Source organism: Aeromicrobium sp. UBA7512 (assembly GCF_002476985.1).
GTDB lineage: Bacteria > Actinomycetota > Actinomycetes > Propionibacteriales > Nocardioidaceae > Aeromicrobium > Aeromicrobium phoceense.
The window spans coordinates 47,385-60,676 of the sequence record NZ_DLNK01000003.1 but is presented as its reverse complement, the minus strand read 5'-3'; the positions used below and the strand labels follow the sequence as shown (position 1 = coordinate 60,676).

At 70.7% G+C, this 13,292-nt stretch carries 18 protein-coding genes; 6 read left to right on the top strand and 12 right to left on the bottom strand.

All coding sequences use genetic code 11. The features are described 5' to 3' along the window. Window positions 1–2 precede the first annotated feature (2 nt). Window positions 3–896, top strand: coding sequence for a TIGR01777 family oxidoreductase (locus B2363_RS02145; protein ID WP_181756728.1), 894 nt, complete (start codon window positions 3–5; stop codon window positions 894–896). A gap of 1 nt (window position 897) precedes the next feature. Here the strand turns inward: B2363_RS02145 and B2363_RS02140 are convergent, their stop codons facing one another. Then, window positions 898–1,290 (bottom strand): hypothetical protein, encoded by a 393-nt coding sequence (locus tag B2363_RS02140; protein ID WP_286928127.1) that lies wholly within the window; start codon window positions 1,288–1,290, stop codon window positions 898–900. 68 nt (window positions 1,291–1,358) lie between these two features. On the opposite strand from B2363_RS02140, the gene B2363_RS02135 reads away from it, so the two are divergent. The 4 genes from B2363_RS02135 to B2363_RS02120 are packed head-to-tail and all read left to right on the top strand — an operon-like array spanning window position 1,359 to window position 4,228. After that, entirely contained in the window at window positions 1,359–1,856 is a 498-nt protein-coding gene (locus tag B2363_RS02135) for a GNAT family N-acetyltransferase (protein ID WP_286928126.1), read from the top strand. A gap of 4 nt (window positions 1,857–1,860) precedes the next feature. After that, window positions 1,861–2,553 carry a lipoyl(octanoyl) transferase LipB gene (gene lipB, locus B2363_RS02130; protein ID WP_286928124.1) on the top strand — a complete coding sequence of 231 codons (693 nt, stop codon included), beginning with the start codon at window positions 1,861–1,863 and terminating at the stop codon, window positions 2,551–2,553. Between the two features lie 55 nt (window positions 2,554–2,608). Further along, the gene (lipA, locus tag B2363_RS02125; protein ID WP_078701445.1) at window positions 2,609–3,505 is read left to right on the top strand and encodes a lipoyl synthase; all 897 of its coding nucleotides are present in this window, start codon (window positions 2,609–2,611) and stop codon (window positions 3,503–3,505) included. A 15-nt stretch (window positions 3,506–3,520) separates the two neighbouring features. Then, complete coding sequence (locus tag B2363_RS02120) at window positions 3,521–4,228, top strand: DUF4191 domain-containing protein (protein WP_286928123.1); 708 nt, start codon at window positions 3,521–3,523, stop codon at window positions 4,226–4,228. Window positions 4,229–4,349: 121 nt separating this feature from the next. Here B2363_RS02120 and B2363_RS02115 read toward each other — a convergent pair whose 3' ends face one another. From B2363_RS02115 to B2363_RS02065, 11 genes are all read right to left on the bottom strand, one after another. Then, complete coding sequence (locus B2363_RS02115) at window positions 4,350–4,730, bottom strand: RDD family protein (RefSeq protein ID WP_078700673.1); 381 nt, start codon at window positions 4,728–4,730, stop codon at window positions 4,350–4,352. 339 nt (window positions 4,731–5,069) lie between these two features. Further along, window positions 5,070–5,834 (bottom strand): nucleotidyl transferase AbiEii/AbiGii toxin family protein, encoded by a 765-nt coding sequence (locus B2363_RS02110; protein WP_286928122.1) that lies wholly within the window; start codon window positions 5,832–5,834, stop codon window positions 5,070–5,072. Continuing rightward, the gene (locus B2363_RS02105; protein ID WP_286928121.1) at window positions 5,834–6,445 is read right to left on the bottom strand and encodes a type IV toxin-antitoxin system AbiEi family antitoxin domain-containing protein; all 612 of its coding nucleotides are present in this window, start codon (window positions 6,443–6,445) and stop codon (window positions 5,834–5,836) included. The genes B2363_RS02110 and B2363_RS02105 overlap by 1 nt, the downstream gene beginning before the upstream one ends. A 208-nt stretch (window positions 6,446–6,653) precedes the next feature. Next, a complete protein-coding gene (locus B2363_RS02100) occupies window positions 6,654–7,058 on the bottom strand; it encodes a pilus assembly protein TadG-related protein (RefSeq protein ID WP_286928120.1) in 405 nt (134 codons plus the stop codon). Beyond that, on the bottom strand, window positions 7,055–7,471 hold the full coding sequence (locus B2363_RS02095; RefSeq protein ID WP_286928119.1) for a hypothetical protein: 417 nt from the start codon (window positions 7,469–7,471) through the stop codon (window positions 7,055–7,057). The genes B2363_RS02100 and B2363_RS02095 overlap by 4 nt, the downstream gene beginning before the upstream one ends. Then, entirely contained in the window at window positions 7,468–7,863 is a 396-nt protein-coding gene (locus tag B2363_RS02090) for a TadE/TadG family type IV pilus assembly protein (protein WP_286928118.1), read from the bottom strand. Before B2363_RS02090 ends, B2363_RS02095 begins: the two co-directional genes overlap by 4 nt. Window positions 7,864–7,865: 2 nt before the next feature. Further along, window positions 7,866–8,039, bottom strand: coding sequence for a hypothetical protein (locus tag B2363_RS02085; RefSeq protein ID WP_286928117.1), 174 nt, complete (start codon window positions 8,037–8,039; stop codon window positions 7,866–7,868). 15 nt (window positions 8,040–8,054) lie between these two features. After that, the gene (locus B2363_RS02080) at window positions 8,055–8,963 is read right to left on the bottom strand and encodes a type II secretion system F family protein (protein ID WP_286928116.1); all 909 of its coding nucleotides are present in this window, start codon (window positions 8,961–8,963) and stop codon (window positions 8,055–8,057) included. After that, on the bottom strand, window positions 8,960–9,814 hold the full coding sequence (locus B2363_RS02075) for a type II secretion system F family protein (RefSeq protein WP_286928115.1): 855 nt from the start codon (window positions 9,812–9,814) through the stop codon (window positions 8,960–8,962). The genes B2363_RS02080 and B2363_RS02075 overlap by 4 nt, the downstream gene beginning before the upstream one ends. Next, window positions 9,802–11,013 (bottom strand): CpaF family protein, encoded by a 1,212-nt coding sequence (locus tag B2363_RS02070; RefSeq protein ID WP_286928114.1) that lies wholly within the window; start codon window positions 11,011–11,013, stop codon window positions 9,802–9,804. The genes B2363_RS02075 and B2363_RS02070 overlap by 13 nt, the downstream gene beginning before the upstream one ends. A gap of 143 nt (window positions 11,014–11,156) precedes the next feature. Next, on the bottom strand, window positions 11,157–11,669 hold the full coding sequence (locus B2363_RS02065; RefSeq protein WP_286928113.1) for a hypothetical protein: 513 nt from the start codon (window positions 11,667–11,669) through the stop codon (window positions 11,157–11,159). A gap of 361 nt (window positions 11,670–12,030) precedes the next feature. Between B2363_RS02065 and B2363_RS02060 the strand changes: the two genes are divergently transcribed. After that, on the top strand, window positions 12,031–13,152 hold the full coding sequence (locus B2363_RS02060) for a CHAP domain-containing protein (RefSeq protein ID WP_286928111.1): 1,122 nt from the start codon (window positions 12,031–12,033) through the stop codon (window positions 13,150–13,152). Window positions 13,153–13,292 lie beyond the last annotated feature (140 nt).

The window sequence follows — 13,292 nt, the reverse complement described above, 5'->3', positions numbered from 1 at the left end:
GCATGCGAGTCGTGATCGGGGGCGCGTCGGGATTTCTCGGCGCGCCCCTGGTCCACCACCTGCGCCAGCGTGGCCACGAGGTCACGACGCTGGTGCGGCGCACGGCGGGCGATGGCGAGTCCTGGTGGAAGCCCTCCGAGGGTCTCATCGACCAGGACCTGATCGCCCGGGCCGACGCGGTGATCAACCTGTCCGGGTCGCCGATCTCGCAGTGGCCCCGCACCCCGTCGCGCAAGCGCGAGATCCTTGCCTCCCGCCTCGGCGCCACCTCCACGCTCGCGCGCGCCGTCGCCGCGTCGCCCACCCCTCCCGCGTTCCTGTCCGGATCGGGGATGTCCTGGTACGGCGTCGACCGCGGTGACGAGGAGCTCGACGAGACCTCCGGACCCGGCACGGGCTTCCTCGCCGAAGTGGCCCAGCAGTGGGAGGCGGCGGCCGCGCCGGCCGTCGAGTCCGGCGCCCGTGTGGCCTACCTGCGCACGGCGATCGTGCTGGACAAGTCCGGTGGTGCACTGAAGCTCATGCTGCTGCCGTTCCGGCTCGGCCTGGGCGCCCGGCTCGGCGACGGGCACCAGTACTTCTCCACGATCTCCCGTCGCGACTGGGTGTCGGCGGTGACGCACGTGCTCGAGGGCGACCTCAGCGGCCCGGTGAACCTCGCGATCCCCGACGACGTCACCAACCGCGACTTCACCCGCACGCTGGCCACCACCGTGCACCGGCCGGCCGTGCTGGCCGCTCCGGCGTTCGCGATCCGGCTGGCTCTCGGCGGCCTGGCCGACGACCTCCTCGGCTCGCTGCGGGTCCGTCCCGCGGCGCTGATGGCCGACCGGTTCTCCTTCGCCGACCCGGGCATCGACCGCGTGCTGCGCACGGCCCTGGGCCGCGGCGCCTGACTCAGCGCACCCGCACGATCCGCCACCAACCGTCGCGGTGGGCGACCTCGACGATCCTGCGGTCCCACGCGTCGGCGGGCAGCGGACGTCGCGTGCCGTCGGCGAGCACCGCCACCGTGGGCCCGAGGCGCTCGACGACCTCCACCCCGCTGGCACCCACGCGACACGAGGCCCGCACGGTGCGCGCTCCCTCGACCGTGATCCCCCGCTCGCGCCAGGACCGCAGCCGCTCGACGTCGGCCTCGTCCGTGCCTGACGCGTAGGCCCGGGCGAGCAGCCGCTCGTCCCCCGAGGTCCACGCGAGGGCACGCAGGACGTCGAGCGCCGTGAGCGCGTCGCAGTGCCCCGTGAACGGCACGGCGAGGGCGGCGAGGGCCGCGATCCACTCCCCCATGGCCGCAGCCTCGCGGGTGCCCGCGTGCCGTGTCGACTCGCGGTCCACAGCCCTGCCACGATGGACCGGTGGCGACCATCCGCGCAGCGACCCCGGCCGACCTGCCGGCGATCCTCGACATCCACAACGAAGCCATCGAGAACACCACGGCGATCTGGGACGAGACGCCGGTCGACCTCGCCGATCGCCTGCACTGGTACGAGACCCGCGTCCGCGCCGGTCACCCGGTCTTGGTGGCCGACGTGCACGGCGAGGTGGCCGGCTACGCCAGCTACGGGACGTTCCGCCCGCGCGAGTCCTACCGGCACACGGTCGAGAACGCGGTCTACGTCCACCGCGACCACCGGCGCCGCGGCATCGCCCGCCAGCTCATGGTCGCGCTGCTGGGGCACGCCTGCGATGCGCCCGACGTCCACGTGGTGCTGGCCCTGATCGAGTCGGGGAACACCGTCTCGATCGAGCTGCACGAGGACCTGGGCTTCGAGCAGACCGGGCGCCTCGAGGAGGTCGGCCGCAAGTTCGACCGCTGGCTCGACCTGACGATCCTGCGCCGCGTCGTAGGCTGACCCCGTGCGCTACCTCCAGGACTGGTACGGCGACGCTGCGATCGACTACACGCAGGCGTGGCAGCTCCAGCGCGACCTGCACGCCGACCGCGTGGCCGACCGCATCGAGGACACGGCCCTACTGCTGGAGCACCCGCCGGTGTACACCGCGGGCCGGCGCACGGAGCCCCACGAGCGCCCCCAGGACGGCACGCCCGTCGTCGACGTCGACCGCGGCGGCAAGATCACGTTCCACGGCCCCGGCCAGCTGGTGGGCTACCCGATCGTGAAGCTGCCCTCGCACGTGCTGGTCGTCGACTACGTGCGTCGCATCGAGGAGGCGCTGATCCGCTCGCTGTCCGACCACGGACTGGCCACCGGCCGCGTGCCGGGTCGCTCGGGCGTGTGGCTGCCCGAGTCCGCGGGTCGCCCCGAGCGCAAGATCGCCGCGATCGGCATCCGCGTCTCACGCGGCGTGGCGATGCACGGCTTCAGCCTGAACTGCGACGTCGACCTGGGCTGGTACGACCGCTTCGTCCCGTGCGGCATCGCCGATGCGGGCGTGACCTCGCTCGACCGCGAGATCGGACACGACGCCGCACCGCGCGACGTGGCGCCCACGGTGATCGCCCACCTCGACGACCTGCTGACCTGGCGCACCTACGAGCCCTCCCCCGACATCGACCGCGTCGAGCACGCGGCGGTCCCGCTGCTCTGATCACCGGACGCCACGTAGGGTGGTGACCGTGACCATCGCTCCCGAAGGACGCAAGATGTTGCGGCTCGAGGTCCGCAACGCCGAGACCCCCATCGAGAAGAAGCCCGCGTGGATCAAGACGCGCGCCAAGATGGGGCCGGAGTACAACGAGCTGATGAAGCTCGTGAAGAGTGAGGGCCTGCACACGGTCTGCCAGGAAGCCGGCTGTCCCAACATCTTCGAGTGCTGGGAGGACCGCGAGGCCACCTTCCTCATCGGCGGCGAGCAGTGCACGCGCCGCTGCGACTTCTGCCAGATCGACACCGGCAAGCCGTCGGACCTCGACCGTGACGAGCCCCGCCGCGTGGCCGAGAGCGTTCGCACGATGGAGCTGAAGTACGCCACCATCACCGGCGTCGCCCGCGACGACCTGCCCGACGGTGGCGCGTGGCTCTACGCCGAGACGGTCCGCAAGATCCACGAGCTCAACCCGGGCACCGGCGTGGAGAACCTGATCCCCGACTTCAACGGCATCCCCGAGCTGCTGACCGAGGTCTTCGAGTCGCGTCCCGAGGTGCTCGCGCACAACGTCGAGACCGTGCCGAGGATCTTCAAGCGCATCCGCCCGGCGTTCCGCTACGAGCGCTCGCTCGACGTGCTGACGCAGGCGCGGGCCTTCGGTCTGGTCACGAAGTCGAACCTGATCCTGGGCCTGGGCGAGACGCGCGAGGAGGTCTCGCAGGCGCTGCGCGACCTGCACGCGGCCGGTTGCGAGCTCATCACGATCACCCAGTACCTGCGCCCCTCGGCCCGTCACCACCCCGTCGAGCGGTGGGTCAAGCCCGAGGAGTTCGTCGAGCTGCAGCAGGAGGCCGACGAGATCGGATTCTCCGGTGTGATGTCCGGACCGCTGGTCCGTTCGTCCTACCGCGCCGGAAGGCTCTACCAGCAGGCCATGGACGCTCGGGCCTGACGTAGAATCGGGCTCATGTCCAGCCCCGCTCCCGCAGCACCCGCCGGACGCATTGCGCAGCTGCGCAATGCGTACCAGATGACCAAGCGGACGCAGCCGCGTCTCGGCCTGCTCCTGCTCGGTGTCTTCGTGCTCACCGCCGCCGCCATGGCGGCGCTGTCCCTGTTCATCTTCGGGATCTGGTGGCTGGGCATCATCATCGCGGTCCTGCTCTCGCTGACCACCGCCCTGCTGGTCACGATGATCGTGTTCGGCAAGCGCGCCGAGAAGTCAATGTACGAGCAGGCCGAGGGCCAGCTGGGTGCCGGCGCGGGTGCGCTGCAGATGCTGCGCCGCGGCTGGGACGTCAAGCCCGCCGTCGGCTTCACGAAGCAGCAGGACGTGGTGCACCGTCTCGTCGGCCGTCCCGGCGTCGTCCTCGTGGGCGAGGGCCAGCACGCCCGCGTGAGCAACCTGCTCGGCTCCGAGGTCAAGAAGCACCGCCGCATCGTCGGCGACAGCGTCCCGATCACCACCCTCATCGTGGGTCGCGGCGAGGGCGAGGTGCCCCTGCCCCAGCTGGTGAAGCGGGTCAAGAAACTGAAGAAGGCGATCAAGCCGGCGCAGCAGACCGACGTGCTCTACAAGCTGAAGGCGCTCGACGCGATGCGCCCCGCCGCCCCGATGCCGCGCGGCCCGGTGCCCACCAGCACCAAGGGCGCCCGCAAGATGATGCGCGGCTGACCGAGCCTCCGCTTCGCCCACGCCACTCGTCGAGTGGCGGGCGTTGTCGCGCCCCTCGGTGATCGAGTAGCTGGCGAGCGCAGCGAGACGCATATCGAGATCACGCTTGGCCGCGCCGAACCTAGGCCTTGACCACCTTGCTGCCCGCGGCGAGGTCGTGCAGACCGCGCTTGTCGTCGGTCATCACGATGGCGGGGATCACGAGGCTCAGCAGCACGGTGCGCAGCAGCGCCCGCAGCACGCCGATCGGGCGACCGTCGGGGTTGATCAGCCGCAGGCCCATGATGCGCTTGCCGATCGAGAACCCGGTGAGCCCGACGAGGATCGCAACCTCGACGACGAACACGCCGTTGATGATCAGCTGGTCGCGGATGCCGTCGGGCGGGAACCGCACCCCGGTCCACCCGAACAGCGCCACGGCGGAGAACGAGGCGATCACCCAGTCGATCAGCAGCGCCACCAGGCGCCGCCCCAAGGACGGCTCGTCGAAGGTCTCGGTCACGGGCCCAGCCTAGGCAGCGGCACCGCCCTCGGCTTCGACGCCTACGGTCTCGCGCCCGGATCGCGGCAGGAGCAGGCAGTCCTTCGCCGGCGGAACCAGCAACGACAACGACGAGCATCAGGTCAACAGAACCCCGTGCCTAGGTCGCTGAGTTGATGCACCTCTGACGCTCCGAGCTCGGCGAACCGCCGGAGGGCATGGCGCGCCCACGGCCAGGCGCCATGAACGTCACCAAGTAGCCGAGCTTTGTGCCCTGGCATGGGTGGACCGGCTCGCGGAGCGCCCCGCGTGGCAGTTCAGCACACCAGCCAACTTGACGAACACGTCCGGCCGGATTAGTCAGGCGTCGGCCAGCCAGGCGTTCCGGACGACGGCCCACGCCTCGTCGGGGCCGACCCGGACTACGCACTGGTGGCCCAGCGCCGTGGTCCACTCGTCTTCAGTCGGCGCGCTGGCGAACATGAAGGACGCTGGCCCGCGGGCGGTGGGGCCGTGCTTGACGAACAGGTCTACGGCCTCGGTGGTGACTGCGCCACGCTGAGCGAGTGCCCAGAGGTCGTACAGGTCGCGCGGGGCTGCACGTTCGCACCATGCGGCGAGCTTGGAAGCGGCGAAGGCAGCGAGCGTTGGGACGCGCATCGTGGCGGCGGGAACGCCGGCGTACCGCTGATACAGGCTGACAACCTCTGTGGGCCAGGCGGGATAGCCGGTGCCGTCGAGGAGTTGCACCTGCACCTGGAGGCCGGCGACCTGCAAGACCGCCGGCTCTGAGCCGCGGGTGATGGTGAGTTCCGGCAGCCAAGTCACCTCACCGTAAGTCCTGGCCAGCGCACGCGAGACGACGCGGTCAACATCGTTGGCGACGTCAGCGCGACGACCCAGGGCGATCAGATCGATGTCCTCACTGAGCCGCAGATCGGGCAGGTGGGTACGGCTGAGCGCGGTGCCACCAAAGAACATCAGCCGGTCATCGGGCAGCTTCGACAAGGCGAACAGGATGTGCGAGATCAGCTTGTCGCGCTCGACCTGTGCGTTGCCGACGCCGAACTGCTCGGCGACACGAGCTTCGTCTGTGGCCGGCGGCGGGTCGGACGGTCCGGTCATCACGCAGTCCTGACGAGCTCAGCGGCGCGGCGGCCGAAGTTGTTCTCGTCAGCGAGCTCGAGCAGGTACTCGGTGTCAACGCGCGGCATCAGGTTCGCGATCGCGCCACGAGCCTCGACCTCAAGACCTCCCAGGGTCGGGCGTCGTGCGAGGTCGAGGACGGTCTGCTCGACGGTAGTGACCAGGACGTGGCCGGTCTCCACGGGCATCCGCACTGCGTCGAGACGGTCGGTGTCGCGGGCGACAAAGAGGACTCGGCCTCCGTCATCGAGGGTGATGGGCGTGTGCTGGCGTGGGATGGCGACGATGCCGACACCGATCGCGCGAGGCAGCGCCCCGTGGATGCGTGCTGCGGTCAGGCCCATGAGCACGACATCCTCGTCGGGATAGGCGGTCGTTGCGATAGCCGCGGCGGCGGTCTCGATAGTGGGCCGCCATGCGAGGGGCTGGTCGTCCGGCGGAGCCATGTAGTAGCCGGGAGCAAGCCGAATCAGCTCACCCTTCGCAGCGTGGTGGCGCAGGAGGGCGCGCGGGTTCGCGTACTTGTCCGCGAGGTTCACCGGGCGTGCGGCGCGGAGTTGCGCACGTGCGACATCTCGGAGTGCAGTCATGTCCCGTCCTTCGCTAATAATTAAATCGTAGCATGAGACACTACGATTTCATTAGTGGATCCCCTGAGCGGTCACAGAGAGTTACCGCCAACGTCCCCGAACGCCTCGTCGGGCCCGAATTTCTCGCCTTCTTCCTGATCTTCGTCTGGTGATGTGATTCGGCCTCGCACTGGCCCTCCAGTCGCGGCGTGACCTGGCGAGCGGACTGTCAGGGCGCGAGGTGCAGGCGGGCGGAGGCCTCGGCGCGGACCGTCGCCGTGTCGGGGAGGCCCGGCGGCACGAGCGGCAACCGTGCGCGGCGCGTCACCCGGACGGCGACGCGGTCGTCGGTGGTCGTCAACGTGAGGCTCACGTCGGTCGGGACGATCCCGGCCGTCAGCGCGCGGGCGTCGGCAGCGTCGAGGGTCGCCTCGTCCGTGAGACCGCCGAGGTAGACGCGGTCGCGGTCGAGGCCGTCGGCGGCGTGCAGCGCGATCCGGTCGGCGAGGTTCATCAGCTCGCGGCGCTCGAGGAACGCGGCCGAGGCGTTGACCACGACGACGACGAGCAGGCCCAGCACCGCGAGGAACCCCACGGTCAGCACCGTGACGTTGCCGCGCTCGCGGGTGCTCACGGTGCCGCCCTGTACCGGCCGAAGGGCTCGGTGTGGGTGGAGGCGACGTCGAATGCTGCGATGGGATCGCCGAAGAGGTCAGGAGCCAGTGGGAGACGCTGGGACGAGCGCACCCGGACGACCACGCTGGAGCCGGGCGCGAAGCACTCGGGCCGGCACTCGGTGGAGATGGAGGCACCGACGACGTCGTGGTCGGCCAGGACCACCCGCGCAGCAACCCGAGCCCGCGCCTCCGCTCCTGCGGGGCTGTCGGACTGGATGAAGGCGCGTGCCGCGGCCTCGCTCGCGGCCGTGACCCCGTACGCCGCGCGCTGCGTCTCGAACACCGCGACCACGATGTAGACCAGCGGCACGAGCAGCAGCAGCGTCAGCCAGGTGAACTCCACGGTCGCGCTCCCCCGCTCGCCCCTCATGGGGCCTCCTGACGGACGGCCCGGCCCACCGCATCCACGGCGACACCTGGACCCCACAGCCCGAGTGGCGGCACCTCGGCGCTGACGCGCACCTCGATGACCGGGATCCCGTCCACCTGCGCCTCCCGGACGTTCACGTCCTCGGCGTACCGGTCGGCCAGGGTCGTCCGCAGCACCTCGCGAGCCCGCGAGCGCGCCTCGCCGATCGGCGCGTCCAACGACGCTGCGGCCCGCGCACCGTCGGACGCGGCGGCGGTCATCGTGTTCCGCACGTGCATCACGAGCGCGACCTGGGCGATGGCGAACACCAGCGGGATCAGGACCATCAGCACCATGACGAACTCGGGGACCGCGGAGCCGCGCTCGTCGCGCACCGGCCACCGCGTGCGCACGCTCAGCCGCCGACGGACGACAGCGCCTGGTTGAGCATGGCCGACAGCCTCGGCCCGGCCATCGCGGTGAGCCCGACGACGATGCCTGCCGTCATGAGCGTGATCATGACCCAGCCGGGCACGTCACCTCGCTCGTGATGGCGGCGTCGGCGCAGCTGGTCGATCCGTGACGTCATGCGGTCTCCTTCATCTCAACCACCCGAGGACAGGTGGAGTCCGGCCAAACCTGGGAAGAATGCGAACGCGATGGTGACGGGCAGGATCATGAAGACGACCGGCACCATCATCGCGATCTCGCGCCGCCCGCCCGACTCGATGAGCTCGCGGCGGGCGTGCTCACGGACGTCGGCGGCCTGCGCGTGCAGGACGTCGATGAGCGGAGTGCCACGGTCGATCGCGACGGCCAGGGCCTCGGCGAACCGAGCCACGCTCATCACGCCAGTGCGGGACGCCAGACTGTCGAGGGCGTCGACGACCGTGGCACCGGCTCGGACCTCGGCCAGGACACGGCCGAGCTCCAGCGAGAGCGCGCCGTGACTGACGTGGCTGACGCGATCGATCGAGGCCACCGGGCTCTCCCCCGCCGCCACCGACAGTGCCAGCAGGTCGGCGACCGTCGGGAACTCGGCCCGCATCCGGGCCTCGTGGGTGCGCACCCGCGAGGACAGCCACTGATCGCAAGCGAGGCAGCCGACGACCAACCCGGCAGCGCACCACAGCAGCAGCGCGATGACAGGAGGCCGAGCGATCGACCACGCCACCATGGACACGGCCACCGCGCCCGCGAGGCCGGTCGCTCCCCACGTGGCCTGCCGGACGCGGAAGCTCTCGACGGTCTCGTCGCTCGCACACCGACGCAGCCGGCGGGCGATCGCGGCGTTGCTGCCGAGGGACTCGCCGATGGAGCGCGTCAGGCGACGCCACCACGGCCCGATGAGCTGGTCGATCACCCGGCTCGCGGGGAGGTCGGCGGTGGGGTGGACGTCGCGGACGTAGGGCACGACGCGATCGGCCAGGGACGGCCGTCGTGCCCGCCGCCACCCGTCGGCGACGAGCAGGAGCCCCGTCGTGAGCATGGCCGCGACGATCGCGCCGGTCATGCGAGGATCCGCTGCTCGGTGGGGAGCCGACCGAGTCGCAGCATCAGTCGGTAGGCCACGAGGCACGTCGTGGCGCCCGCCACGAGCAGGACGACGCCGGACGGCGTGGCGAAGCGGGCGATGACGTCACGCTGGAGGCTCATCATCAGCAGGACGAGCCAGGGCGCCGCGACCGCGAGCCGGGCGGCGCCGATCGTCCACGACTGACGCGACTCCAGCTCACCGCGCGTGCGCAGGTCGTCGCGCAGGAAGCCCGACAGTGAGCGCAGCAGCCGTCCGAGATCTCCACCACCCACCTCGCGCGCGATGCGCAGCGCCTCCACCACGCGATCCCCGATGGGGTCGGCCAGGCGTTCCTTCAGGCGGTCGAGGCTCTCGGCGAACCGGCCCGTGGACGTGTAGTCGCGCCCGAAATGGCTGAACGGCTCGCGCAGCTGCTCTGGCCCCCGCTCCCCCAGCTGGATGAGCGCCTCGGGCAGCGACAGTCCCGCTCGGACCGCCGACGCGAGGTGGTCGACGGCGTCGGGCCAGGCCTCGGCGTGCTCACGCTGGCGACGGCCCGCCCGCGACCGGACGAGCGCGAAAGGCAGCCATCCTCCGGCGATGCCCGCCAGCAGGCCCACCACCGGAACCGCGGTGAGGGTGGATGCCACGAGAGCCGCGACCACCGCGAGGACCAGCGAGCCCAGTATCAGCGTGAGCGGCGCGACGTCGGGCATTCCCGCCCGCTGCAGCAACCCCGCCAGGCGAGGAGGGCGCACCGGACGGGCCGCCCGCGACGGCCGAGGATGTCGGCTGTCCACGATCAGCAACACGCCGATGCCGAAGACGAGGCCGATCAGTGTTCCCACAGCGCCTCCGGATCGATCCCGGCGGCCTCGAAGGCCTCGCGACGCTGGGGCGTCCCCGCCCCTCGTACCAAGACGCCGCCACGGCGCACGAAGACCGGCTCGGCCTCGATGATCCCGTTCTCGGCGCGGCCCGTGGTGGCGACGATCTCCCGGACGGCGCGGCGGCCAGCCGCGTCGATGCCGGTGTGGATGACGATGTCGACCGCCGTGGCCACGGTGGGCACTACGAAGCCGGCCGAGACGTTCTCACCGGCGAGCAGCGGCAGGGTGCACAGCTTCACGAGCGCCTGCTTCGCCGAGTTCGCGTGGATCGACGCCATCCCGGGCAGGCCCGAGTTCAGCGCGAGCAGGAGGTCGAGCGCCTCCTCGGCGCGCACCTCCCCGACGATGATCCGGTTCGGGCGCATCCGCAATGCTTCCTTCACGAGCATGCGGAGCGTGATCTCGCCCGTGCCCTCCAGTCCGGCCTGTCGGGTCTGCATCGCGACCCAGTCGGGGTGCCCGGTCCTGAGCTCGAAGACCTCCTCGACCGACACGAGGCGCTGCGTGCCGGGGATCGCGCCGGTGAGGCAGTTCAGCAGCGTGGTCTTGCCGGCCTGGGTGCCTCCGCTGACGACGATGTTGAGGCCTGCCTGGACGCACGACGTGAGGAAGGCGGCCGACCGCTCGTCGAGGGTGCCGAGCGCGACGAGGTCGTCGAGGCTCGCCGCCTTGGCGACGAACTTGCGGATGTTGACGGCGGTGAACCCGCGGGTGATGCCGTCGAGCACCACGTGGAGGCGGTGCCCGCCGGGCAGCATGGCGTCGACGAACGGCTGACTGAGGTCGAGGCGTCGGCCACTGGACGACAGCATGCGCTCCACCAGCTCACGCACCTGCGCGGTGGTCAGCATGACCGAGGTCAGCTCGTGCCGGCCGGCGCGGGCGACGAAGACCCGGTCGGGCTCGTTGACCCAGACCTCCTCGACCTCCGGGTCGTCGAGGAACCGCTGCAGCGGGCCGAAGCCGACGAGGTCGGAGACAAGCTCGCCCACGACCCGGTCGGGCTCGTCGAGCGCCCGGACCGCACCGGTGAGGCTGCGCTGCTCGTGCTCCGCAACCGCCTCGGCGGCGGCCCGGTGCACGGCCTCGACGTCGGTGCGCGGATCGATCCGTCGCTCACGGACGAGCGCGCGCACGCGATCGCTCAGTACTTCCATTCGCTTCCCCCCGAAAGCCGTTCCCACCCGAACGTGGGCCCGATCCTGCCCAACTCGCAGTGACGCGTGCAAGCCGTCGTCCCAAACCCTGTGGACGGTGGGACGGACGAGCCTGATGGGGGAATCCAGGCTCGTCCGAGCGCCTACGACCGGCGCAACCGCTTCACCATCGGGGCCTCGTCGAACTGCTCACCGCCGGCGCCGAATGAGATGACGAACTGGGTCGAGACGTACTTCGTCGCGTGCCCCTTCAGGCACGACCGCGGCACCTTCAGCCGGACCACCTGCGGACCCCAGCTGCCGGAGAGGCCCTCGCAGGTGCGCTTCTTCAGGTCGAAGTGGTCGAAGTAGAGCAACGACACCTTGGCGGGCTGGCCCCGGTGCTGCCGGATCCGCACGACGTAGCCGGCCTCGAAGATCTCGTAGCGGGACACCAGGAAGTCGGCCGTGCCGGACTTCCCGAGCTCGGGGATCTTCGCGGCGACGCGCACGCGGTCGGACTCGTGGGTGTACCGCACCTTCGTGATGTCGATCCGAGCCGGTGCGTCGCCGCTCGGGTCGTTCCTCGTGACGGTCTGGGCGGAGGCCGGGGCGGCCACCCCACCCACGAGCAGCACTGCGCCGAGCAGCGCGGGAACCATGGTTGAACGCCTCATCGTCGGCCTCCTTCGCGCGCGGACACCGTGCCCGCCCTCTCCCCAGGTGAGCGGCGCGCGCTCCGACCGATACCTGCCCAGCGGTTGCTACACCGGGGCGCAGGATGCGTCTGGGACCGATGTGTTGCACGCTGTGGGCATGGTCCGCGTCGCCCGTCGGTGGAGCATTGCAGTCGCCTCCTCCCTCGCCCTCTCCCTTGTCGCCCTTCCCAGCCATGCCGAGACCCCGGAATCCGAACCGAGCTCGACCCCGTCCGCTCCCGCCGTCACCGCGCTCCCCGAGAACGCTGCGAGCCCTGAACCCGAGCCGGTTGCTTCCTCCGAGCCTTCGACGGCCGCGCCCGCCGCGCCGGCCCGCCGCATGACGGCTTCGCGAGCGCCGGCCGCCGCCTCGGCGCCCTCGGTCAAGACGCCGGCGAAGTCGGGCCGCTGGGTGAGCATCCGCATCAACAGCGGCGCCGACACCCGCGTCCTGACGCGCGAGAACTTCTGGCTCCGCGGCCGCGTCCTGACCACCAGTGGCAAGCCGCACGCCCGCACGAAGGTGCGGATCTACCGCGACACGAGCAAGGGCCGCGTCAAGGTCGCCACGGTGCGCACCTCGGCGAACGGCTGGTACTCGTGGATGCCGCGCGTGCCCAAGAGCGGCAAGTACCGCGCCATCGTCAGCTCGGTCCGCTACTCCCCCAAGATCACCGTGAAGCGCACCTACGGCACGCGGACGCTCGCATCGCGCGCGAAGTCGATGTCCTTCCTCCTCGGCACGCCGAAGGGCGGCGTCCAGCGCGCCAACGGCGTCGTCTGGCGCGACTACACGAAGGCGACACTCGTCCAGCGGGGCACCCGCACCTCGGTCGTCCGCACGCACGCACTCAAGCAGATGCGGACCCACGGTGGCCCCACCGGCAGGCTCGGCGCCCCGACCGGCGACCTCCGGTGCGGCCTACCCGAGGGCGCCTGCCTCCAGCAGTTCCGCACCGGTGCGGTCTACGTGAACAAGAAGGCCAAGAAGACCGTGACGTCGGCCGTGGCGTCGAAGCTCGGCGCCGCCGACCTGATCGCCGTCGCGAAGTCGCAGGTGGGCTACCGCGAGAAAAGCCCCCGTAAGAGCAAGTACAACAAGTGGATCGGTCGCACGGGCCCCCGCGACCCGTGGTGCGGCTACTTCGTGTCCTGGCTGGCACACGCCGCCGGCAAGCCCGGATCGGTGATCAAGGCCAAGTCGTACCCCTCGCTGCTCAAGGCCGAGCGCAAGCGCGGACGCACCTCGAAGACGCCTCGGGTCGGCCGCCTCGCCTACATCGGCTACTTCGCGAAGGGCACTCCCTCGCACGTCGGGATCGTCGTGAAGGCCCAGGGCGACCACGTCTGGATGGTCGAGGGCAACGTCGACTCCGGCGGCGGGTCGAAGCATCCTCGCGGCGTCCACGTGATCAAGCGGCACAAGTCCGCGGTCGTCTTCTACGCCGACCCGAAGTACTGAGTGAGCGGGCAACCGAGCCCCTCGGCGGCCCGCCGAACACGCGTAACCTGCATGTAACAATCCGGTGATGGACGGGAAACTGCCTCCGCCTAGCCTCTAGGTGGACGCAGGGAGATGCTGTCCGCACCGATCTATCCGCC